Source organism: Bacillus cereus group sp. BfR-BA-01381, assembly GCF_022663555.1.
In the GTDB taxonomy this organism is placed as follows: Bacteria; Bacillota; Bacilli; order Bacillales; family Bacillaceae_G; genus Bacillus_A; species Bacillus_A pacificus.
The window spans coordinates 1-24201 of record NZ_JAKUFR010000075.1; the positions used below are offsets into that span (position 1 = coordinate 1).

Sequence of the window (24201 nt, forward strand, 5' to 3'; positions counted from 1 at the left end):
TCTTCGATAGATTGCTCATTATTATCAAGAATTTCTGTTACAACTTTACGAAGTGTACCCTCGTCAGAAATTTGAACAAGGCCTTTCGCTTTAACGATTTCTTCTGGGTCTCCACCTTTTTCAATTAATTCGTTAAATACTTTCTTCGCAATTTTAGAAGAAATTGTACCTTTTTCAATTAATTGAACCATTTTAGATAAACCAGCAGGCGTTAATGCAACGTCTTTTAATTCTTTTTGTTGTTTGTTTAAGTACGCAAGCACTTCACCCATTAACCAGTTCGATGTTAATTTCGCATCAGCACCATCTGCAACAGTTGCTTCAAAGAAATCAGACATTTCTTTCGTTAATGTTAATACGTGTGCATCATAAGCCGGTAAGCCTAATTCTGCAACGTAGCGAGCTTTACGTGCATCTGGAAGTTCTGGAATAGAAGCACGAACTGCTTCTTTCCACTCATCGTCGATGTAAAGTTCAACTAAGTCCGGCTCTGGGAAGTAACGGTAATCATCAGATCCTTCTTTCACACGCATTAAGATTGTTTTCTTCGTTGCTTCATCATAACGACGTGTTTCTTGTTGGATGATACCACCAGATAATAATTCTTTTTCTTGGCGAGCTTGCTCAAACTCAAGACCTTTTTGTACGTAAGTGAAAGAGTTTAAGTTTTTCAGTTCCGCTTTTGTACCGAACTTCTCTTGTCCAACTGGACGAAGGGAAATGTTCGCATCACAACGCAAGGAACCTTCTTCCATCTTACAATCAGATACGCCAGTGTATTGAATGATTGATTTTAACTTCTCTAAGTATGCATATGCTTCTTCTGGCGTACGCATATCTGGCTCAGATACGATCTCAATCAAAGGCATACCTTGACGGTTGTAGTCTACTAATGAGCCGTCAGCTGTATGCGTTGATTTACCAGCATCTTCTTCTAAATGAAGACGTGTAATACCGATACGTTTCTTTTTACCGTCTACTTCAATTTCAATCCAACCATTTTCACCAATTGGCTTATCAAACTGAGAGATTTGGTAAGCTTTCGGATTATCTGGATAGAAATAGTTTTTACGGTCAAACTTCGTTTCTGTTGCGATTTCACAGTTTAATGCCATTGCAGCTTTCATTGCAAAGTTAACTGCTTCTTTATTTAAAGTAGGAAGTACTCCTGGGTATCCTAAGTCAATTACACTTGTTTGTGTATTTGGTTCCGCTCCGAATTCTGTTGGACTCGCAGAGAAAATTTTCGAATTTGTTTTTAACTCAACGTGAACCTCTAAACCAATAATTGTTTCTAAATTCATCTATGCTCGCCTCCTTACAGACTTGCTTTTTTTGTATGATGGTCTGTTGCTTGCTCAAACGCATGTGCAACGCGGTAAATTGTCGCTTCATCGAAGTGTTTACCAATGATTTGTAAACCAAGTGGCATGTTGTTAGCACCGAATCCACATGGAACAGAAATCGCTGGAACACCTGCTAAGTTTACTGGGATTGTTAAAATGTCATTTGCATACATTGTCATTGGATCATCAACTTTTTCGCCCACTTTAAATGCCGGAGTTGGCGTTGTTGGTCCAATAATAACATCGTAGTTAGCAAATACATTTTCAAAGTCGTTTTTAATTAATGTACGTACTTGTTGTGCTTTTTTGTAATATGCATCATAGTAACCAGAGCTAAGTGCAAATGTACCAAGCATAATACGACGTTTTACTTCATCACCGAAGCCTTCACTACGTGTGTTTTTGTAAAGATCCATTAAGTTATTCACGTTATCAGAACGAACACCATAACGTACGCCATCAAAGCGTGAAAGGTTAGCTGATGCTTCAGAAGAAGATAATAAGTAATACGTTGCTAGAGCGTATTTAGAGTGTGGAAGAGATACTTCCTCCCAAGTTGCGCCCATACCTTCTAATACTTTTAAAGCAGCTAGTACTGACTCACGAGCTTCTTCGCCAACACCTTCTCCTAAGTATTCTTTCGGTACAGCAATGCGTAAACCTTTAACGTCGCCTGTTAAACCAGCTAAGTAGTTTCCTACTTCAACGTTAGCAGAAGTTGCATCCATACGGTCAAGACCTGAAATAGCTTGTAATAAGTATGCATTGTCTTCTACTGTACGTGTAATCGGTCCGATTTGGTCAAGTGAAGATGCAAATGCTACTAATCCGTAACGAGATACACGTCCGTAAGTTGGTTTTAAACCTACAACGCCGCAATATGCAGCTGGTTGACGGATAGAACCACCCGTATCAGAACCTAGAGAGAATAATACTTCTCCTGCTGCTACAGCTGCTGCAGAACCACCACTAGATCCACCTGGAACGTAATCTAAGTTCCATGGATTTTTCGTAGCGTAGAAACCTGAGTTTTCATTTGAAGAACCCATTGCGAACTCGTCCATATTTAATTTACCGATTGTAATTGTGTCAGCAGCTTTTAGCTTTTGCACAACTGTCGCATCATAAATTGGATCGAAGTTTGCTAACATTTTGCTTGCACAAGTCGTACGAAGACCGTTAGTTACAATGTTATCTTTAACACCGATTGGCATACCGAATAATAAACCATTATCTTCAGCACCAATTTTCGCATCTAATTCTTTCGCTTTCGCGCGTGCGTTTTCTTCATCTAATGTAAGAAAAGCTTTTACGTTATCTTCAACATCCGCAATACGTTTGTAAGATTCTTCTACTAAATCCGTAACGGAAATTTCTTTGTTGTTTAATTTCTTATGTAACTCTGATACTGAATGATCAAATAATGACATCGAAATTCCCCTCCTCTATTCTAATACTGCTGGAACACGGATTTGATTATCTTTGTGATCCGGTGCATTTTTTAATACTTCTTCAACTGGTAAACCTTTTTCTGGTACATCTTCACGCATAACATTTTTCATAGTTAATACATGAGTTGTTGGTTTTACATCTGTTGTATCTAATTCATTTAACTGTTCTGCAAATGTAACAATTGCATCTAGTTGTTTTTGAAATTTTTCTGCTTCTTGATCAGTAATTGCAAGACGTGCTAAATGTGCTACGTGCTTTACATTCTCAACGGAAATTCTTGACACGGCTAGGCCACCTCCATAATATATCGTTCAATCTACAATACTATTGATGATACCAAATTTTCAGTACTTCAAGCAAGTCAACACACGGCACTTACAGCATTTTTACATAAAAAAAGAAAGGCAAACGCCTTTCTTTACGATTTACTCTTTATCTAACGGTTTATTTTTCGGAAATCTCTCGTTATCTTCTTCGTTATCACGAATTGTTTTTTGTAATACAAAACAAGACATCGTTAAAAATAATGTTCCAAGTAAATAATATCCTTTTACACTAAGCGTTTCATCTAGCGTATAAATTCCAATTAGCATACCTGAAAGCGCGCAAACAAATGAAGTCCATGCTAAAAACGTGAACGCTTGCGTATTACGTCTTCTCATCGTTCTCCCCCTCGTTAGCTGTACATCCATTATAGATAAGTATATTTACCATGATGGATTTTTATGTAAATTCTAGTTTGCTATTTATAAATCTATCACAAAAAATATTATTTTAAAGAGGGTTTTCTTTCTAATCTGAAAAAACAGTTAAAAACATTGACATTTATTTCAATTCTACATAAAATAAAAATAAATATTACGAACCTCGAAATATACGGGAGTGGAATTAATTGTTGCAATACGAACATTTTTTAGACTTACTGCTAGATAACGCCAAGAAACTTTTCTATCCTGAAGAATGGGTAAGCTTAGATTTAACACTTTCTAAAACTGAAGTATTTTGTTTACTTTGGATGGAGCGAAATACGGATATTACAATGACAAAAATCGCTGATCTTCTTGATATACCAATGAGTACAACGACAGGTGTTGTAAATCGCCTTGTAAAAAAAGGATATATTGAAAGATACCGTGATGAAAACGACCGACGCATTGTATTAATTCGTTTAACAGAAAACGGCGTAATGCTCGTTCAAGAAGTAAAACAAAATGCAGCCCATTATTTTAACCTAGTGACCGAAGCATTATCGGAAGAAGAAAAAGCATTTTTACTACACATCTTCCAAAAGATTATGAATCACATTGCTACGTCACAACAAAAAACAGAAGAAAAGGTTTCTACACCTAAAATGAAAAACATTCCGATTGAATAAAAACCCTAATAGGGTTTTTATTCAAAAAAATATTTCGTTACTCGTAATATTCGACAATCGAAACAAAGGGGATATGAATGATGAGAATTATTTTGTATACAGGTAAAGGCGGCGTAGGAAAAACTAGCATTTCAGCGGCAACTGCACTTCAAAGCGCAAAACAAGGATTAAAAACTTTAGTAATGAGCACAGACCCAGCTCATAGTTTAGGAGATTCATTTGGTATAAAGTTATCTTCTGAGCCATTAGAAATTCGTAAAAATTTGTGGGCACAAGAAATTAATACAATTTATGAAATGGAAAAGGGCTGGGGAAAGTTACAGAAATATATTACACTACTTTTCACTTCCAAAGCAGCTGATGATATTACAACCGAAGAGTTAACGATGTTTCCCGGTATGGAAGATTTAATTAGTTTACTTCGCGTACTCGATTATTATAAACAAAACACATATGACGTTATTATCATTGATTGTGCTCCAACAGGAGAAACATTAGCAATGCTCAGTTTTCCAGACATGCTCGGCTGGTGGATGGAAAAACTCTTCCCTATTAAAAGAAAAGTTTTAAAAGTTGTTCGCCCTGTAGCTCAACCACTTCTTGGTGTCCCCCTTCCAACCGATGATATTATGGACGAATTAACAAATACACTTGAACAACTTGGAGAAATGAGAGATATTTTATCAAACCGAGACGTAACAAGTATCCGCATCGTTGTAAATCCCGAAAAAATGGTCATTAAAGAGGCTCAGCGTAGCTTTACGTATTTAAATTTATACGATTATAACGTAGATGCGATTATGATTAACCGCGTCATCCCTAACACTGTCATCGATCCTTATTTTCAAGCTTGGAAAGATACTCAAAAGAAATATAAAACATTAATTCAAAATAGTTTTGATCCGCTTCCTATTTACGAAGCTCCAATGTTTGAACAAGAAGTTGTTGGCTTACCTATGTTAGAACGCGTTGGAGATGCTTTATTTAAAAAAGATTATTGTCCTACTGAAGTAAAATTTAACGGTCGCACTCAATATGTAAAAAAAGATGGCGATGAGTATATTTTCGTTCTGTCCATTCCCTTCTCTAACAAAAGTGAACTTGCATTAAATCAAAAAGGTGACGAGCTTATCATTCGTGCTGGTTCTGTTAAACGAAACATCACATTACCCAAAACGTTAACACACCTTTCTATTCAAGGAGCAAAATTTGAAGATGATGTACTAAACATTCGTTTTGGAGGTGTCGTGCATGCATGAGGAATTAATAAGGAAGGTAATTCGTACAAAAATAAAAATGGGTATGCATATATTAGAAGAGTTACCTGCACCCATCCAGCAATCAGCTAAGCAAATACTAAATATTTTACAAGAGGAGCTAGCTGCTTATCCGAAAGAACAAGGGCATCATAAAAATAATTTAAAAAATATTATAATCGAATGAATATCTCTGGATAGAGGGCCTTTTTAGGCTTTCTATCTCTATATTGGAGCGATGTAAGTTGTTTAAAAAGCATTCCACTATTATGCTTTGGATGATTCCCTTGTTATTTCTCATTCATAACCTTGAAGAATCTTTTCAAATGCCACAATATCTTGCTAATCAATTTTCAATTACTTTTATAACTAGCCAACAATTTTTCATTGCGATTTCTGTATTAACTCTCTTTGTCTTACTTATCGTCTTTCTATATCAACTAAACTTCTTGTCTTCTATATACTGGATTATTTTTATACAAGGAGCTATCTTCTTCAACTCTGTTCAACATATTATTTTGTTTTTTATTTACCGCTCCTATAATCCGGGCGTAATATCAGCTGTTTTCATTGTTATCTTTTCTATTTTCTTTTTTTCATCCCAAAAACACTTAATTCAAAAAAAGCAATTCGTAATTACACTCGTGTTCAGCTTATTTTCTTATCCCATTATAATTTGGATTACCTTACTACTTGCTAGCTGCTTTCAGTAATAAAAAAGACCAGGAAAACTCCTGGTCCATTACTCTACTTAACAAACATTGGATTCTATGTTATACAGAATTGGAAGGTACAGAATTAGGGTTTGTTTTGTTTGTTAAGTAGATTATATGTTGAACGAACTAACAGCGGAGGGGTTCCTTCTGTTAGTCCATTAAACCCAATCATTATTTTACGATCTTTTCAAGCTCATCAAGTGAAAGATCTACTGAAATAGAACCATCATTTGTTTCTTTCTTAATTGCCTCTGTTACTTCTTTTGAATGATATAGTTCAATTACTTTTTTCAGTGTTGGATCATCTTTATCTTTCGTACGAGCTGCGAAAATATTAATATACGGCTTCGCATTTTCATTCTTTGGATCTTCTAAGAAAATTGGATCCTTAGCTGGATCTAATCCAGCTTGACCAGCAACACCGTTATTAATAACTGAAGCTGCAACATCTTTTAATACACGAGGTGTTTGCTGTGCGATAACCGGTGTAATTTTTAATTTCTTCGGATTTTCAGCAATGCCGCTTGGATCTCCAAATAAGCCAAAGTCTTTCTTAAGCTTTAATAACCCAGCTGCATCAAGAAGTTTTAATGCACGTGCTTGGTTTGTTGGATCATTGGGAATCGCAATTTCAGAACCATCTGGAATTTCATTTGCTTTCTTATGTTTTTCAGAGTATAAACCCATTGGTGCAATTTGCGTTGTACCAACAGCTGTAATATCTAATTTATGCTCCTTTTTAAATTGCTCTAAGAAAGCAATATGCTGGAATGAGTTTAGCTCAATATCTCCATCAGCTAACGCTTTATTTGGCGTCGTGTAATCAGAGAACTCAACCAGTTTAACTTTAATCCCTTCTTTTTCAGCTTTTTCCTTTACAATTTCCCAAGCGTTTCCATCCGTTCCAGTTACACCAATGCGAACTGTTTTCTCTTTTGTTCCTGCATCTGAGCAGCCGCTTAACGCCGAAACCCCTACAATCGCTGATAATGCAAATGCTAAAATTTTCTTCATTTTCTTTCCCCTCTTTCTTTTTATGATCTGCGTAAAAAGACTTTCGCAAAGTAGTTTCCTAAATTTTGAGCTAACTGTACGAGAATAATAAGTAAAACGACCGTTACAAACATAACTGATGTATCAAAACGTTGATAACCATATGTCATTGCTAAGTCACCAAGACCGCCACCACCGACAAGCCCAGCAACTGCAGAAAATTCAATTAAACCAACTGTCATAAATGTAACACCTAAAATTAATGGCGCTAACGCTTCTGGTACAAGGATTTCAAAAACAATTCTAATTGGTGAAGCACCCATCGCTTGAGCTGCTTCGATTACCCCTTTCGGAACAGAAACAAGATTTGTTTCAACCATTCTAGCAATACCGATTGATGCAACTAACGTCATTGGGAAAATTGCTGCCGCCGTTCCAATTGTCGTTCCGATAACACTTCTTGTTAGCGGGCTTAAAGCTACTAAGAAGATGATGAATGGAATCGGACGAATTGTATTAATGATGATATTAAGAATAGAAAAGACCCATTTATTTTCTAAAAAGTTTCCTTTTCTCGTTACATATAGAAGTAAACCTAGAGGTATACCGAGAATTGTAGCAAATATAAGGGTTACAATTACCATTAAGAGAGTATCCCCCGTCGCATCTACTATACGCGGCCAAAATATACTCCAATCAACTCGCATGAGCTTCTACCTCCTTCAGCTGCACTTGCAGTCTTAGATGTTGTAATGCTTTTTGAATTTCCCTCTGTTCGCCTTGCAATTCTACAAGAAGATTTCCAAATAGCACATTTTGAAGTTCAATAATATTTCCGTACAGTACATTTACATCGACATTATAGTTTTTTGCGATATATGATAGTACTGGCTGTCCTGTCTCCTCACCAGTAAATGTTAGACGATAAATCTGACCACCATTTTGAATTTTTGCTAAAACACTTTCCGGTAAATGATCATTAATAACAGAACGTACAAAGTTTTGAGTCGTCTTTGTTTTTGGTTGTGTGAAAACATCAAACAGTTTTCCTTCCTCAATAACTTTTCCTTTCTCCATTACAGCTACACGGTGACAAATTTCTTTCACAACATGCATTTCATGTGTAATAAGAAGAATTGTTAAGTTGTATTCTCGATTTACTTTCTTTAATAAGTTCAAAATTTCTGCCGTTGTTTCTGGATCTAAAGCTGATGTTGCCTCGTCACATATAAGAATATCTGGTGATGTTGCGAGCGCTCTAGCGATACCAACACGCTGCTTTTGTCCACCTGATAACTGCTCTGGGTAATTGTTTGCTTTATCTTCTAACCCTACAAACTTCAGCAATTCATTTACTCTTTCTTTTATCTCATTCTTTGGTACTTTCGCCAACTTTAATGGATAAGCAATATTCCCAAATACTGTTCTTGAATTAAATAAATTAAAACTTTGAAAAATCATCCCGATTCTTTGTCTTAGCTTCCGTAATTCTTTCGTCGATAATGATGTAATCTCTTTATCATCTATTGAAATCTTTCCTGCCGTTGGTCTCTCTAACATGTTTACTAGGCGTAATAACGTACTCTTTCCAGCGCCACTAAAACCGATAATGCCAAAAATTTCGCCTTTCTCAACTGATAATGTTACATCCTCCACCGCATGAACAGATTGCCCACCTGTTTCATATACTTTACTTACATTGTTAAAAGAAATCATTTTTCCCCCTCCTATATGCTGCGAAAACTTGAAGTAGAGCTTTCGAGGTAAAATAAAAAGTGCTCTCCTTCTTATCAACCATAAAGATAAGAAGGAGAGCACTTATATATACTCGTTCACATCTTCTCATCTTCCAAGCCTTTCATAGGCTTGCTGGAGTTAGCACGGTATTAAAAAAACCCGTTGCTGAGGTATCGTAGGGCCAGTCCCTCCACCTCTCTGGATAAGAATGTATCGATTTAATTGTCGTTTAATTAATTCTCATTATAGAACTCAGAATAGTAAGAGTCAATACATTTTTTAGAAAAATATTAATTATTTCTTTATTAAAATTTTCAGATGAAAAATTCAATAAAAAATAGTAATCTTTAAAGTTATGTAAAATTCTCCTCTTGCATATTTTTTAAAAGGATAATCTTCTCTACTAATTGAATACCATTATTTGAATATGAAATCGGAGGAAGATAAATATATGAAAACAGCTCTTTTACTCATTGATATTCAAAATGATTATTTTCCACACGGCAAAATGGAATTACGTAATCCAGTCGAAGCAAGCGCATATGCCCGTCGGCTACTACAGCTCTTTAGAAAGAAAAACGAACCTATTTTTCATATCCAACATGTAGCAATAAAAGAGGACGCTACTTTTTTCCTACCCAATACAGAAGGTGTACATATTCATGAAAGCGTACGTCCACTTAGAGAAGAAACCGTTATACTCAAGCATTATCCAAATAGTTTTCGCGAAACTGATCTTCTAAAGCAATTACAACGTTTAGCTATTGAACACGTCGTCATATGCGGGATGATGACTCATATGTGTATTGATGCTACTGTAAGAGCTGCTTTTGATTTCGGCTTGCAATGTACTGTGATACATGATGCTTGTGCTACAAAAGACCTTTCTTTTAAGAATGCTACTATACCAGCCGTTTATATCCATAACACAATTTTAGCTAGTTTAAATGGCGTCTATGCAAATGTAATGAGTACAGAGGAGTTTTTAGCTACAAAAAAACACTCTCTTCAGTGAGCAAAACCGAAAAGAGTGTTTCTTGTCAAACCATAGATTTTCTTTCAAATTGTATTATACAGGAAATCCTTAAAATGAATACAAAAAAATGTGACTAATAAGTCAACTTTTCTCATTGTTTTGTTTCTATTTACATGTTTATCCCGATATGAATAGGGTTTAGCTAGTTCCACTTACCAAATAGTAATATATGGTAAGTGTTTTTTATTCAAATTAACTAGTTTTTCCTACTATTTATCTGTTTGTTTTTGTTTCTTTTTCAAATACTCCGCACGTAATTTTTCAATTTGCTGCTTTTTATCAAATTTGACAGGCGTCTGTTTTTCATGAAACTTTGCGACAGCTACTTGTCCTTTGTAATCTAATTGATATTTCCCCACTTTGTTCACCTACTTTTCTTTTCTTATCTTTAAAGAGAATCTATCCAACAAATATAATATATCTTATTTACTGAAGTAAACCTTATTAGTTTTTCTAGGTATATCTATCTTAATCCACATATGAACACTCCCCCACTTAGCGAAGCTTGAAGTGGGGGTTTCTAACGTTTCGACCTAACGGACGATTAACGTCAGGGGAGTTAACACATTAGCGAGCTGTTTCACGCTTAACCCCACTATCCCATTTGTCCATGCATTTGGGATTACTTTTCGTAAAATGTTAGCCGCAGCATTTACATCTGCATGAATTAAAGTTTTATTTGCTGAACGATATATGCCGCGCTTTATTCGTTTTCCTGAAAAAGTTGTATTTTGGTCATTTTCTCCATACGTTGGAATGAAGTCGTTATCCAGAAAACTTGCTTTCGATGTATATGATTCTTCAGTTACAACAACTTGAATGCCTACAGCATTTGCTTTGTATGTAATCATTTGAATCAGTACACTATGTGGGATATGACAAAACAATTGGTTATTTCTTTTTCCCATATTCGTTTCTTGTTTCCAACTTTTGTTTTGACCAATAACGATTTTACAAACTTCTTCTTCTTGAGCTAGTTTTACGATATGGTGACTCACTTTATGGAAGACGTCTTTTATTTTCAAGTAACGTTTTTGATGAAGTTTTTCTATCCTTTTAGAAGTAAAAGGCCCTTCATTCGTTTGTTTTCCATTTCTAAGAACGCTTGTAAAATGACGCTTCATTTTGTTGTAATATTGATTTATGCTTTTGACATGTTTGCCCTTAACAAGGACAGGTTTCATACCTGTGTTTGTTACAATGGTTGCAAGGTTATCAATCCCTAAATCAATACTCATATAACGAGCATTCTCTTCAATAATTTGTTGTTCAGAAGGAACATCCATTACCAATTCCACTACATATTCATTGTATTTTGGAATCACACGAACTTGTTTCAGTTTACCTTCAGTGAAACCTAGTTTCCCAATATTTAATTGCAATTTCGTCTTTGGAAACTTTAAAAATCTACCGTTTTTAATGATGCAATCTTGGTTTGTATACAGAATCTCTTTTTCAGAAGAACGAATATACTTTGGAATCCTAGGCATTCCAGCATATTTGTTTGGGTTCTTTTTATAATCTTTTAAACTAGCAAAAAAAGATTTCCAATTTTGGAACAAACCTTTCATGATTGACTGGCTACATTGCGTAGGCAAAGCTCGATAATCATTTTGAATCATAACCTTAAATAGTGCATCTAGAAAGTTGTAATCTACATAAGGTTTTTCAAAATTAGGTTCTGAAAACAAATTACATGTAATCTCTTTCTGTTCTTCTGTAGGCTTTAATTTCTTTTTTTCCAATTTCTTCTGATAGGCAAGAAGTTGTGTGTCATTCATCTTACCAATATTTTTATGAATATGATCCAGAACTTCTTTTTGCAAAGGCTGCAACTCTTTTTCTTGTGTTAATCCAGTGTACACCTGGCGTATATAAAAGTTTGTAGTGTTGTACATATTCTTAGCGTTATGACAACATTCTTGAAAATAAGAATACATACGATGCCCTTTTTTAATCCAGATTTGAAGAGTTTTATAGTTTGATGGATTTTCCTTTGTCATTTTATTCACCTCCTTGTTAAGGATATTATAGCAAAAATAAAACATACGTTCCTTTTTCTTGAAAATAAAATATTTCTTTCGATTCACCTCACCACCTTCACTTACGTTTAGAGGTGGGAGTCCTCTCGAAAGGCATGATAGAAAGTTTTTCAAAAAAAAAGAGATCTTCGCAGACTGCGAAGATCTCTTCTACTATTTCTTATAAAGTTTCAGAAGTAGTTTTTGCTTGCATGTGAAGTGCTAAGTAGTCAGGGCCACCAGCTTTAGAGTCTGTACCAGACATGTTAAAGCCACCGAATGGTTGGTATCCTACGATTGCACCAGTACATCCACGGTTGAAGTATAAGTTACCTACGTGGAAGTCTTCACGTGCTTTTTCAATATGGTCACGGTTGTTAGAGATAACTGCTCCTGTTAAACCGTATTCTGTATTGTTTGCAATTGCAAGTGCATGGTCAAAGTCTTTTGCTTTACAGAATGCTACTACTGGTCCGAAGATTTCTTCTTTCATTAGGCGAGCATCTTCTGCAACGTCAGCAACGATTGTCGGTTGGATGAACCAGCCTTTAGAATCATCTCCTTCGCCACCTGCTAAAATTCTACCTTCTTCTTTACCAATTGCAACATAGCTCATTACTTTATCGAATGCAGCTTGGTCATTAACAGGACCCATGTTTGTACCTAATACAGCTGGGTTAGCAACTGTTAATTCTTTCGTTAATTCAACAGCACGATTTAATACGTGATCGTATACATCTTCATGGATTACTGCACGAGAACATGCAGAACATTTTTGCCCTGAGAATCCGAATGCTGATGCAACGATAGATTTAGCTGCTAATTCAAGATCTGCTTCTTTATCAACAACGATTGTATCTTTACCACCCATTTCAGCGATAACGCGTTTTAACCAAATTTGACCTGGGTTTACTTTCGCTGCACGCTCATAAATACGGATACCTACATCACGAGATCCAGTGAAGCTAATGAAACGTGTACGAGGGTGATCTACTAAGTAATCACCAACTTCAGAACCGCTACCTGGCACGAAGTTTACTACGCCAGCTGGTAAGCCAGCTTCTTCTAATACTTCCATGAATTTCGCTGCTACTACAGGAGTTGTACTAGCTGGTTTTAGTAATACTGTATTACCAGAAACTAAAGCAGCTGTTGTCATACCTGCCATAATTGCGAATGGGAAGTTCCAAGGAGAAATGATAACACCTACTCCTAATGGAATGTAAGAGAAACGATTATATTCAATTGGACGGCTTTCTACTGGAATTCCGTCTTTTAATTTCAACATTTGACGACCATAATATTCCATAAAGTCGATTGCTTCTGCTGTATCAGCATCTGCCTCATTCCATGGTTTACCTGCTTCTTTTACAAGAATAGCAGAGAATTCATGTTTTCTACGACGAACAATTGCTGCAGCACGGAATAAAATGTCTGCACGCATTTCTGGTTTTGACTTTCTCCAAGTTTGGAATGTTTCATCCGCTACTTGCATTGCTTTTTCAGCTAACTCACGGCTTGCTTTTGAAACGCGACCAACAAGTTCCTCTTTATTTGCAGGGTTTACAGAAACAATTTTGTCTTCTGTAGTGATTTTTTCTCCCCCAATAATTAATGGATAGTCTTGTCCAAGATAAGATTCTACTTTCTTTAAACCTTCTTCAAACGCTAATTTGTTAGCCTCTACTGAAAAATCTGTAAATGGCTCATGTTTGTATGCTACTACCATCCTTTTAGCCTCCCCTTAGAAAAACGTTTACATTTTACAACATTATTCTACACGATAATTTAGATTTATTCAAATATTCCTAGACTTATATTTTAAAAATTAATTAATTTTTAAAATATAATAAAAAAACAGAGTTATACAAATGTATAACTCTACAAAATATGAGTATATTCCAAAACGTTTTTGCTAATCAATAAAATAGTTACTAACAAGAATAAAGTTCTTACATATCCAACACCTTTTTGAACTGCAAATTTCGATCCAAAATAAGCGCCCAAAATCATCGATAATCCCATAATAATACCGTATTCAAAATGAATTACGTCTAAAAATAAAAAAGTGATTAACGATACGATATTACTAACAAAATTCAAAAGTTTTCCAGATGCTGCCGCTTGAATAAAATCCAAACCAATTAATAAAAATGCAAAAATTAAAAAGGATCCTGTTCCTGGTCCAAAAAATCCATCGTAAAACCCTATCATTAAAATAACCAAGAAAAATATTAATGTTTTTCTTTTCGTCATCTTCTTATAGGTAGATACACTTCCCCAATCCTTTTTCGCAATAATATAAATGGCAATAAACACCAACATCACAAGCACTAACGGACGTAAAATATCCGGCGGAATAAACTTTACTACTAAAGCACCTGCGACTGCCCCTATAATAGTTAACGGGATTAACTTTCCTACAATTTTAAAATCAACCTTTCCCGATCGAATAAAGTAAATCGCACTCGTAAACGTCCCCATCGTTGCAGCTAATTTATTCGTTGCAATTGCCGAAGCTGGTGGTAAACCAACAAACATAAGTGCCGGAAGCGAAATTAATCCTCCACCACCAACAACTGAATCAATAAAAGCTGCTAAAAAACCGAATGCAATTAATAAAATAATGACTTGAAAACTTAATTCGCCCATGCGCTTTACCCCTTACCCCATTATTTATAACATTTTAAATTATAACAAAATTACCAAAGAAAAAAAGCCGTTCCATAAAGGAACGGCCCTTCTATTTAATCTAAAATTTTCACATACGGCTCATCTTGCTTCGCTTCACGTATAATAATCGCTTCTGGACGCTCTACAGATTTAATCGTTACTTGTACTTTCATATAATTCGGGAAGTATTCCATAACAAGCCCGGCTACATATTGTGTAAAGCCAATTATTTCTGCTTTCCCATTAAACTGGACAGGAATATCGAGCTTTATTTCTCTTAATTCATCGTCTCTATACATACCAGTACCGATAACAGCTGTATAGTCGCCTTGGAAATAATCGCTTAATTTTGCCTTGAAGTTTGATACTCTCGCCAGATCTTCACGTTTATTATCTGTTTTCGCTTGTTCAGATGGGAACAAATAATATTTCTCATTAATTTGTTTCCAATCCTCAACTGTTTCACTGCCTTTTTCAACATTCGCATAAGAAACAAAGTTACCTGGCACGAGCGAAGACTTTGGAGCCTGACGATAAATTGCAAATGTTATCGGAAGGTTTTTTGTCTCAGGATCTTGTTGATGCATAACTTTCAAGATTTCTGGCACCATTTTTTTCCCTTCAGCTAACATCTTTTCATTCGAAATTGCAGCCTCACGCGGATAACCATGCTCTTCCTCATAATAATGAACCGAATTCATCGCTAATCCAACTACAATGCCGCTACGCTCATTTTTTTCGCCTTTGTTCACATAATAATCATGCTCTAAAATATTTGAAATATATATTGGATTTTTTTTATTTTTCACTTCTAGTGATTCGGATCCTGAACCTAATGTAGGATTTAACCCTATGTTCGGGAATTTAACCGCATCTTTTTTTAGTGTATTTTCTAGTTCCTTTTGTTCTGCATCTGTACGTTTTCTTTTAACAAGCATCTGTATATCCTGAGTTTTTAGGGATTTTCCGCCTTTTAAAACATTATCTTTCGTACTAAATGATTCTTTCGCAATACGCATTAATCCTGTTTCAAATTCATCTATATCAAGGCGATTACTTACTCCTTGCACAACTAAGCCACGTGCGTTTCCTCCCACAAATGGAATAGTCGTCTTATAATATTCATCCGAAATAGAGTAATTCGGGACGATTGCTTGCTCTTTTGCTTTCCCCGATTTCTCAACCACTTTTTCATCTTTGTCGGCACCTGCACTACACCCACTTACAAGTAGGCCAAGGCTTAATACCGCTAATGCTATTTTTTTCATGGTAAGTTTGCACCTCTTACTTATTTAGCTCTTGTAAGAACCTCTCTTCATTCCAAACCTCGACATTATGTTTCTCCGCTTGTGCTAATTTCGAACCTGCCGCTTCACCTGCAACAACTAAATCCGTACTTTTACTAACACTTCCTGTTACTTTTCCACCTAATGCCTCAATCTTCTTCTTCGCTTCACTACGTCCCATAACTTCTAATTTCCCTGTTAAAACGACAGTTTTTCCTGCGAAGTACGACTCAACGTTTTGTAAATCAGCAATTTTCATGCCTTTATATGTCATGTTCACGCCGTATTCTTTAAATTGTTGTAATAACTCTAATACGTCTTCATTATCGAAATACGTTACTACGGATTGAGCCATTTTTTCACCAATTTCATTAATTGCTTTTAGTTCTTCTTCCGTTGCCTTCACAAGCGCATCCATTGTTTCGAAATGCTCAGCAAATGTACGCGCTGCTTTCGCTCCGACATGGCGAATACCAAGACCGAATAATAATCGCTCTAATGAGTTTTCTTTAGAATTCTCAATTGCTTGTACTAAATTCGTTGCTGATTTTTCTCCAAATCGTTCTAGCTGTAATAATTGCTCTTTCGTCAACGAATATAAATCAGCAAATGTACGAATATAATCTGCCTCAAAGAGTTGTGTAATGACACGTTCTCCAAGTCCATCAATATTCATTGCATTTCTTGAAACGAAATGGATTAACCCTTCTCGAATTTGAGCAGGACAAGTTGGGTTTATACAACGAAGTGCTACCTCTCCTTCTAAACGAACTAGTTCACTCTCACATGCTGGGCAATGCGTTGGCATATGATATTCTTCTTCCTCACCAGTACGCTTATCAAAAATAACATTCACAACTTCAGGAATAATATCTCCAGCCTTCTTCACAACAACGTAGTCACCAATTCGAATATCTTTTTCACGAATTAAATCTTCGTTATGTAAAGAAGCACGACGAACGATCGTACCAGCCACTCGTACTGGCTCTAGCTCTGCAGTCGGTGTTACAACCCCTGTACGACCAACACTTAATTCAATGCCTGTTAATCTTGTTACAACTTCTTCAGCTGGGAATTTATAAGCAATTGCCCATCTTGGACTCTTTGCTGTAGTGCCTAGACTTTCTTGAAGAGCAACATCATCTACTTTTATAACGATCCCATCAATCTCATAATCAAGATGCGGACGTTTTTCTTGCCATTCTTCTACATAAGCTATAACTTCTTCAATTGTTTCACATGTACGTCGATTTGGATTTGTTTTGAATCCAAGTTCACCTAAGAAATCAAGCGATTCACTATGTGATAGGATTGTTTTTTCTTCTACATTCGCAAGACCGTATACAAACATAGATAAGTTACGCTTCGCTGCAATTTTCGGATCAAGTTGGCGGATTGAACCTGCTGCCGCATTACGCGGATTTGCAAATACATCTTCACCATTTTGCTCTTTTTCTTCATTTAACTTAACGAATGAACGCTTCGGCATATAAGCTTCGCCTCGTGCTTCTAACGTTACTTCTTCATTTAAACGAAGCGGGATTGCTTTAATCGTTTTTAAATTTTGAGTAATATCTTCACCTGTTACACCATCACCACGTGTTGCCCCTTGAATGAAGCGTCCTTTTTCATAATGAAGTGAAACAGCAAGTCCGTCAATTTTTAATTCGCATATATATCTTACATTCGCATCATCAATTCCTTGACGTACTCGTCGGTCAAAATCACGTAAATCTCCTTCGTTAAATGCATTTCCTAAACTTAACATCGGTGACTTGTGTGTTACTTTTTCAAATATATCAAGAACCGTTCCCCCAACGCGAACGGAGGGAGAATCTTCACTCATAAACTCTGGGTTCTCTGCTTCTAATTTTATAAGCTCCTGCATATTACGGTCATACTCCGCATCAGAAACAGAAGGATTGTCTAACACGTGATATTGATAGTTAAATGTATTTAACAAATCACGTAGTTCTTCTATACGTTTTTTTGCTATCTCTTTTGACATATCCTCATTCCTTTCCTATTGTTTCGTCACAGGTGCAAATTTTGCTAACAAACGTTTAACACCAATTGGGCTTGGGAACGCAATATCTAATTCTTTTGCATCACCTTCACCTTTTACACTTACAACTGTACCGATTCCCCATTTTTGGTGGGAAGCTTTATCGCCTACTGCCCAGCCGATTTGTTCGCCGCCTGTCGTCTTAGCTGCAGGACGCGCGAAAGCTGAGCGAGAACGTGTTGTAGTTGTCGTTTTACTGCTACTTGCCGTTCTTCCTTTTGCACCAAACGAAGTTTCACGCTTCGGCGCTGTTTCATTTAATGATTCTACTAGTTCTGTCGGGATTTCTGTAATGAATCGAGATGCGGCATTCATACTTGTTCTACCAAATAATGTACGCATTTGTGCATTGGATAAATACAATTCTTCTTCTGCACGAGTAATACCTACATAAGCAAGACGACGCTCTTCTTGCATTTCATCTTCTTCCATTAGAGAACGAGTATGCGGGAATATTCCTTCCTCTAAACCAACAATAAAGACAACTGGGAATTCTAATCCTTTCGCTGAGTGCATCGTCATTAAAATAACTTCCTCACCAGCAGTTGGGTCTTCATCTACACGATCAATATCTGCAACAAGTGCTAAGTCTGTTAAGAATGCAACAAGGCTCTTATCTTCGCTTTGAGATTCAAATGTTTGCGTAACAGATAAAAACTCATCTAAGTTCTCTAGACGACCTTCCGCTTCTAACGTACGCTCGTTTTTCAACATGTCGCGATAGCCGGTTTTTTCAATAACTTCTTCTACCAATTCTGTAACAGATAAATACTCTTGCATATTTACCCAGTTGTGTAATAAACCTGCGAATTCTTTTACTGCCTTTGTAACCTTTGCACTTACTCCAACATGCTCAATCTCATCGAATACAGCTGTTAATGAAATTCCATTTTGTACACCGTAATTAATAATTTTATCGATAGAAGTCGCACCAATTCCGCGCTTTGGCACGTTAATAATACGTGCGAAACTAATCTCATCATCTGGATTCCCAATTAAGCGTAAATACGCCAAAATGTCTTTAATCTCTTTACGGTCGTAGAACTTCGTACCGCCGACAATTTTGTAAGGAATATTAGATTTCAGGAAAATCTCCTCGACCATACGAGACTGCGCATTTGTACGATATAACACCGCAAAATCAGTATATTTTCGTTTTCCCATTTGAATATCGTCGCGAATTTTTTTCGCAACAAAGTATGCTTCGTCCTTTTCCGTTGCAGCACGATAGTAAGAGATTTTGCTTCCAACTTCATTATCTGTCCATAATTTCTTCGGTTTACGATTCGTATTTCTTTCAATGACAGCATTCGCTGCATTTAAAATATTTTGTGACGAACGATAATTTTGTTCTAACAGAATAACTTGCGCATTCTCATAGTCTTTTTCGAATGACAAAATGTTAGAAATGTCCGCACCACGCCAGCGATAAATTGACTGATCTGAGTCACCTACAACACATAAATTTTTAAAACGTGCTGCCAAATGTTTAACAAGAAGGTACTGCGCTTTATTCGTATCTTGATACTCATCCACGTGAATATACTGAAATTTACGCTGATAAAACTCTAGTACTTCTGGAACACGCTCAAATAGTTGAATCGTCGTCATAATTAAATCATCAAAGTCTAGTGAGTTATTTTTCAAAAGACGTTTTTGATATTCTGTATATACATCGCTCGTTAATTTTTCATATGGATCAGCAATTGTAATTTTCTTCGCATATTTATCCGCAGATAACAATTCATTTTTCGCATTACTAATACCAGCTAAAATAGAGCGCGGCTCAAATTTCTTCGGATCAATATTGCGCTCTTTCATAATTTTTTTAACTACAGTTAACTGATCACCTGAATCTAAAATTGTAAAGTTACGATTAATACCAATGCGATCGATATCACGTCGTAAAATACGTACACACATAGAGTGGAACGTAGAAATCCAAATATCTTCAGCTTCTGGTCCGACAAGTGTATCAATACGCTCGCGCATTTCACGAGCCGCTTTATTTGTAAAGGTAATAGCTAGTACGTTCCATGGTGCTACTCCTTTTTCACCAAGTAAATACGCAATACGATGTGTTAACACACGTGTTTTACCACTACCTGCGCCTGCCATTAATAGAAGTGGTCCGTTCGTTGTTTGTACTGCTTTCTGTTGCTGCGGATTTAAACCATTTAATAATCTATCTGTCATACTCATATACGCCTGCACCTACTCTCCTTTTACTGCTTTAACCGTTTTTAACGCTGCTTTTATATCATCATAAATAATATTTCCAACAACTACTGTATCAGCATGCTGCGCCATTTCCTTCGCCTGTTCAGCATTAGAAATACCACCGCCATAATATAACTTAGCTTGTTTCAATTGTGCTTTTACATTTTTAACAAGTTCAACATCTCCATACGTACCGCTATATTCTAAATAAAATATCGGTAAACGTAATAGCTTGTCTGCTAAACGCGCGTATGCAATCACATCATCTTCTGTTACATCACACTTTGCATCTGTAAGCTGGGCTACTTTCGCTTCAGGATTTAAAACACAATATCCTTCCATAAAAATTTCGTCCCAATCCATAATATCCCCAAATTCTTTCAAAGCCTCATGATGAACGCCTGTTACCCATTCCACCTTTCGGCTATTTAAAACGCTTGGGATATAATAAAAATCGAATCCTGGTGTAATTGCTTCCACATCAGAAACCTCTAACACACAAGGAACTGCATATCTACGAATGCTAACTAGCATGTGTAGTACATTATCAATTGTCACCCCATCACTTCCGCCTACAATAACAGCATCTGTTCCAGACTCACAAATCATTTCTAAATGTTCGTCACTTAACTCCTTATTCGGATCAAGCTTAAATACATGTTTCCATCCGGAAATATCGTACATGAAAACACCCTTTCTTTTCTCAAGTTGTATATATTTCTGTTTAAAATAACAGTTTATTTTCATTAGGATTTTTTAAGTTCACCTTAAATATTTGTTTAAAGCGGAGAATTAAGTTTGGAATCCCCTCTTCCACATTTTTCAAACGAGAGGATTTAATTTTGAACTTCCTTTTATGCATTCTTTCATTATAACAAAAAAAGCTACTTACACACACGCACAATCCAACATCTTTTTCCACGTCAAATGTTGGATTACATATCCGAAAAATCAAAAGGGATACTAATAAAGGAAATAGTATTATCTATTTCAACTTTCATAAAAGGAGTGTTTTTCTAATGAAGCAAAATATCGGTACAATAAATGCCCTAATTCGAATTACACTCGGACTTGTCCTCTTCGGTTGTAGTGCAACGAAACTCGTGCGCAAACCTTGGTGCACTTGGTCTAACATTTTGCTATGGATTGGTGCAATGAAAGTTGCAGAGGGAATTGTTCGTTTCTGCCCTATTGTTGAAATGTGGAAATTCGGAAAATACATGAACATGGGGGCATTTAAAATGCCTAGCATGAATTTTGCTGAGAAGGGACATACTAAAGAAGAAGCGAATCAAACTTCCAAGCACGACAAACCACAGTCAAACGGAAGTTATGACGCTTCTGACAAAGAGATTGAGTCAGCGATTGAAGATATAATCCTGGCAAAACCGCTTTGAATCATTTGTCACGATGCAAGATGCTCTCAAAGGGACTTAGCTGCTGCAGTGGGCGGTTAAGTCTTCTTTATTTTATCACAAAACAGAACATACGTTCTTGTTTCGGGCATTAAAATATACATAATAAATAAAATTCAGAAAATTAGGTGTACACCTCTTGCTTAAAATGATATAAAAGTGATATCATTTTTATATCAGGAGGCGATCATATGAAAGAAAAACAAGTATTTTATGTTAATGGTTTTCTTGGGATTATTGGAATTTTGATTTTAGCCGCTATCGGTGTATTTTTCCTCGTGCAAGAAATTTTCATAGGAGCTGCATTAACTATTATTTTAGCTGCAGTTCTTGCTACAGGTATCGGGATTGTTCAACCAAATCAAGCAAAAGTCATTACGTTTTTCGGTAATTATTTAGGAACAATTCGTCAAAACGGTTTATTTTTAACGATTCCGTTCGCGTTCCGTCAAACTGTATCGTTACGTGTTGAGAACTTTAATAGTAAGAAATTAAAAGTAAATGATGTTGACGGAAATCCAATTGAAATTGCAGCTGTTATCGTCTATAAAGTTGTTGATTCTGCAAAAGCGATGTTTGGCGTTGAACATTATGATCGATTTGTAGAAATTCAAAGTGAAACGGCAATCCGCCACGTTGCAACGAAATATCCTTATGATAATTTCCAAGATGAAACTTGCATTACGTTACGTGGAAATACTGAAGAAATCTCTGAAGAATTAAAACGTGAGCTAGAAGCACGCCTTGAAATTGCTGGCGTAGAAGTGTTAGAAACTCGTTTAACACATTTAGCTTATGCAACAGAAATTGCCCATGCAATGCTACAACGCCAACAAGCAAAAGCAGTATTAGCTGCTAGAAAAGAGATTGTTGAAGGTGCTGTGAAGATGGCAAAAGATTCAATCCATATGTTAGATGAAGAAGGCGTACTTGAATTAGATGACGAGCGTAAAGCGAATATGGTGAACAACTTATTAGTTGCCATCGTTTCAGATAAAGGTGCGCAACCAGTTATTAATACAGGAAGCCTATACTAAAAGGCTGTAAATCACTATGGCTAAAAAGAAAAGCTTTCCATTACGTATTGATCCTGAATTACACGCAGTCATCGAAAAATGGGCGAATGATGAGTTTCGTAGCGTCAATGCACACATCGAGTATTTACTTCGAGAAATGGCAAAGCAAAAAGGGAAATTGAAAAAAGATAAAGATGCATAAAAAATCTCGCTGATTTCTCAGCGAGATTTTTTACATATTAGCTTCTCATCATCTCATGCCCAATTGCACGATATCCTATATCACTTCGGTAAAATAGAGCATCACTCTCAATTTTACCAATTTCTTTATACACCTTATCTTTCGCTTCTTGTAAACTATTCGCCTTACAAGCAACAAATAGTACACGACCACCGTTTGTTACAAAATCACCATGTTTCATCGCTGTACCTGAATGAAACACAATTACATCTTGCAATGCATCTAACCCGTTAATAATATCACCTTTTTTATATACTTCTGGATATCCTTTCGAAGCAAGTACAACGCCAATAACTGCTTCTTCTGACCATTGTAACGTTAGTTCACTCTCATCTAATACAGCGTTACATACATCAACTAAATCATTTTCTAGGCGTGGTAATACAACTTCCGTTTCAGGATCACCAAAGCGAGCATTAAACTCAATTACCTTTGGACCATCATTTGTTAAAATAAGTCCCGCATATAAAATCCCTGTAAACGATCGATTTTCTGCAATCATCGCTTTAGCAGTTGGATGCAATACGTTTTTTATCGCCTCTTGAACTGCTGATTCCGGAATTTGTGGTACTGGAGAATATGCACCCATTCCACCTGTATTTGGACCTTTATCTCCATCAAAAGCTCGTTTATGATCTTGCGCGATTACCATCGGATGCACATTTGTTCCATTCACAAATGCCATTAATGAAAATTCTTGTCCATCTAAAAACTCTTCAATAACAACCTTCTTACTCGCTTCACCGAACTTTACATCTTGTAGCATTTCTTTCACAGCCTGTAATGCTTCTTCAAGCGTCATCGCTACTGTTACACCTTTACCAGCAGCTAATCCATCTGCCTTAATAACAATTGGTGCACCAACTTTTTGAATGTACTGTACTGCTTCTTCATAGTCTGTAAAAGTTTCATATGCCGCAGTTGGAATATCATATTTTTTCATCAATTCTTTCGTAAAAGCCTTACTACCTTCAATAACAGCAGCTGCTTTATTTGGGCCAAATACACGAAGCCCCTCTTCTGTAAAACGATCAACAATTCCATTCATAAGCGGAATTTCTGGTCCAACGAAAGTTAATTCAACCCTATTCTCTTTAGCAAATAAAACTAATGCATCAAAATCATTTTCATCAATATCAACTGGTATTGCAATATCGCGCATGCCTTCATTGCCCGGTGCTACATACACCTTTTTCACTTTTGTAGATTGTGCAAACTTCCAAGCTAAAGCATGCTCACGCCCACCGCGGCCAATTACTAAAACGTTCATATTTCATCCCCCAATACTTAAATAAGTACAAACTAGAAGCTATGCTCCTAGTTTGTTTTCATATCACTGTAAGTTTAAAAAGG

At 36.2% G+C, this 24201-nt stretch carries 24 protein-coding genes and 1 riboswitch; of the genes, 8 read left to right on the plus strand and 16 right to left on the minus strand.

Annotation, left to right across the window (positions count from 1 at the left end):
* The 4 genes from gatB to MR079_RS21450 form a co-directional block, all read right to left on the minus strand.
* Positions 1-1304: Asp-tRNA(Asn)/Glu-tRNA(Gln) amidotransferase subunit GatB (gene gatB / locus MR079_RS21435; protein WP_242294581.1), on the minus strand; the 1304-nt coding region annotated here is incomplete at its 3' end.
* Between the two features lie 14 nt (positions 1305-1318).
* On the minus strand, positions 1319-2776 hold the full coding sequence (gene gatA, locus MR079_RS21440; protein WP_000051445.1) for an Asp-tRNA(Asn)/Glu-tRNA(Gln) amidotransferase subunit GatA: 1458 nt from the start codon (positions 2774-2776) through the stop codon (positions 1319-1321).
* Between the two features lie 15 nt (positions 2777-2791).
* Entirely contained in the window at positions 2792-3082 is a 291-nt protein-coding gene (gene gatC, locus MR079_RS21445; RefSeq protein WP_000086999.1) for an Asp-tRNA(Asn)/Glu-tRNA(Gln) amidotransferase subunit GatC, read from the minus strand.
* 141 nt (positions 3083-3223) lie between these two features.
* Positions 3224-3460, minus strand: coding sequence for a YiaA/YiaB family inner membrane protein (locus tag MR079_RS21450; protein ID WP_001254396.1), 237 nt, complete (start codon positions 3458-3460; stop codon positions 3224-3226).
* Positions 3461-3690: 230 nt separating this feature from the next.
* On the opposite strand from MR079_RS21450, the gene MR079_RS21455 reads away from it, so the two are divergent.
* From MR079_RS21455 to MR079_RS21470, 4 genes are all read left to right on the plus strand, one after another.
* Entirely contained in the window at positions 3691-4173 is a 483-nt protein-coding gene (locus MR079_RS21455) for a MarR family winged helix-turn-helix transcriptional regulator (RefSeq protein WP_139869436.1), read from the plus strand.
* A gap of 77 nt (positions 4174-4250) precedes the next feature.
* Entirely contained in the window at positions 4251-5432 is a 1182-nt protein-coding gene (locus MR079_RS21460) for an ArsA family ATPase (protein WP_205689069.1), read from the plus strand.
* Complete coding sequence (locus MR079_RS21465) at positions 5425-5616, plus strand: DUF3926 domain-containing protein (protein ID WP_000544085.1); 192 nt, start codon at positions 5425-5427, stop codon at positions 5614-5616. The genes MR079_RS21460 and MR079_RS21465 overlap by 8 nt, the downstream gene beginning before the upstream one ends.
* A 58-nt stretch (positions 5617-5674) precedes the next feature.
* Positions 5675-6142 (plus strand): HXXEE domain-containing protein, encoded by a 468-nt coding sequence (locus tag MR079_RS21470; protein WP_011039940.1) that lies wholly within the window; start codon positions 5675-5677, stop codon positions 6140-6142.
* A 174-nt stretch (positions 6143-6316) separates the two neighbouring features.
* Here MR079_RS21470 and MR079_RS21475 read toward each other — a convergent pair whose 3' ends face one another.
* From MR079_RS21475 to MR079_RS21485, 3 genes are read right to left on the minus strand one after another with little or no spacing between them, the layout of a single operon-like run.
* On the minus strand, positions 6317-7159 hold the full coding sequence (locus MR079_RS21475) for a MetQ/NlpA family ABC transporter substrate-binding protein (protein WP_000721591.1): 843 nt from the start codon (positions 7157-7159) through the stop codon (positions 6317-6319).
* A gap of 20 nt (positions 7160-7179) precedes the next feature.
* Complete coding sequence (locus tag MR079_RS21480) at positions 7180-7845, minus strand: methionine ABC transporter permease (RefSeq protein WP_001261879.1); 666 nt, start codon at positions 7843-7845, stop codon at positions 7180-7182.
* Positions 7835-8854 (minus strand): methionine ABC transporter ATP-binding protein, encoded by a 1020-nt coding sequence (locus MR079_RS21485; protein WP_242294582.1) that lies wholly within the window; start codon positions 8852-8854, stop codon positions 7835-7837. Before MR079_RS21485 ends, MR079_RS21480 begins: the two co-directional genes overlap by 11 nt.
* 123 nt (positions 8855-8977) lie before the next feature.
* Positions 8978-9084, minus strand: a riboswitch (SAM riboswitch).
* A gap of 242 nt (positions 9085-9326) precedes the next feature.
* Between MR079_RS21485 and MR079_RS21490 the strand changes: the two genes are divergently transcribed.
* Positions 9327-9890: a cysteine hydrolase family protein gene (locus MR079_RS21490; protein WP_000844890.1), complete on the plus strand. Its 564-nt coding sequence runs from the start codon at positions 9327-9329 to the stop codon at positions 9888-9890.
* 230 nt (positions 9891-10120) lie between these two features.
* Here the strand turns inward: MR079_RS21490 and MR079_RS21495 are convergent, their stop codons facing one another.
* From MR079_RS21495 to pcrB, 8 genes are all read right to left on the minus strand, one after another.
* The gene (locus MR079_RS21495) at positions 10121-10270 is read right to left on the minus strand and encodes a hypothetical protein (protein ID WP_000521648.1); all 150 of its coding nucleotides are present in this window, start codon (positions 10268-10270) and stop codon (positions 10121-10123) included.
* Positions 10271-10444: 174 nt separating this feature from the next.
* A complete protein-coding gene (locus MR079_RS21500; protein ID WP_242294583.1) occupies positions 10445-11914 on the minus strand; it encodes an RNA-guided endonuclease InsQ/TnpB family protein in 1470 nt (489 codons plus the stop codon).
* A gap of 199 nt (positions 11915-12113) precedes the next feature.
* Positions 12114-13661 (minus strand): L-glutamate gamma-semialdehyde dehydrogenase, encoded by a 1548-nt coding sequence (pruA, locus tag MR079_RS21505; RefSeq protein WP_000259559.1) that lies wholly within the window; start codon positions 13659-13661, stop codon positions 12114-12116.
* A 152-nt stretch (positions 13662-13813) separates the two neighbouring features.
* On the minus strand, positions 13814-14584 hold the full coding sequence (locus tag MR079_RS21510; protein ID WP_242294584.1) for a TSUP family transporter: 771 nt from the start codon (positions 14582-14584) through the stop codon (positions 13814-13816).
* A gap of 95 nt (positions 14585-14679) precedes the next feature.
* Complete coding sequence (locus MR079_RS21515; RefSeq protein WP_242294585.1) at positions 14680-15873, minus strand: CamS family sex pheromone protein; 1194 nt, start codon at positions 15871-15873, stop codon at positions 14680-14682.
* A gap of 16 nt (positions 15874-15889) precedes the next feature.
* Positions 15890-17899: an NAD-dependent DNA ligase LigA gene (gene ligA, locus MR079_RS21520; protein WP_242294586.1), complete on the minus strand. Its 2010-nt coding sequence runs from the start codon at positions 17897-17899 to the stop codon at positions 15890-15892.
* Positions 17900-17914: 15 nt separating this feature from the next.
* A complete protein-coding gene (pcrA, locus tag MR079_RS21525) occupies positions 17915-20158 on the minus strand; it encodes a DNA helicase PcrA (protein WP_033669338.1) in 2244 nt (747 codons plus the stop codon).
* 12 nt (positions 20159-20170) lie between these two features.
* Entirely contained in the window at positions 20171-20860 is a 690-nt protein-coding gene (gene pcrB / locus MR079_RS21530) for a heptaprenylglyceryl phosphate synthase (RefSeq protein WP_000272093.1), read from the minus strand.
* A 335-nt stretch (positions 20861-21195) separates the two neighbouring features.
* Between pcrB and MR079_RS21535 the strand changes: the two genes are divergently transcribed.
* The 3 genes from MR079_RS21535 to MR079_RS21545 all read left to right on the plus strand — a co-directional run bounded on the left by MR079_RS21535 (position 21196) and on the right by MR079_RS21545 (position 22809).
* The gene (locus MR079_RS21535; RefSeq protein WP_002026867.1) at positions 21196-21573 is read left to right on the plus strand and encodes a YgaP family membrane protein; all 378 of its coding nucleotides are present in this window, start codon (positions 21196-21198) and stop codon (positions 21571-21573) included.
* 209 nt (positions 21574-21782) lie between these two features.
* Positions 21783-22628 (plus strand): SPFH domain-containing protein, encoded by an 846-nt coding sequence (locus tag MR079_RS21540; protein ID WP_000660683.1) that lies wholly within the window; start codon positions 21783-21785, stop codon positions 22626-22628.
* A 16-nt stretch (positions 22629-22644) separates the two neighbouring features.
* On the plus strand, positions 22645-22809 hold the full coding sequence (locus tag MR079_RS21545) for a type II toxin-antitoxin system antitoxin (protein ID WP_001085171.1): 165 nt from the start codon (positions 22645-22647) through the stop codon (positions 22807-22809).
* A 37-nt stretch (positions 22810-22846) separates the two neighbouring features.
* Here MR079_RS21545 and purD read toward each other — a convergent pair whose 3' ends face one another.
* Complete coding sequence (gene purD, locus MR079_RS21550; protein ID WP_242294587.1) at positions 22847-24118, minus strand: phosphoribosylamine--glycine ligase; 1272 nt, start codon at positions 24116-24118, stop codon at positions 22847-22849.
* Between the last annotated feature and the right edge of the window lie 83 nt (positions 24119-24201).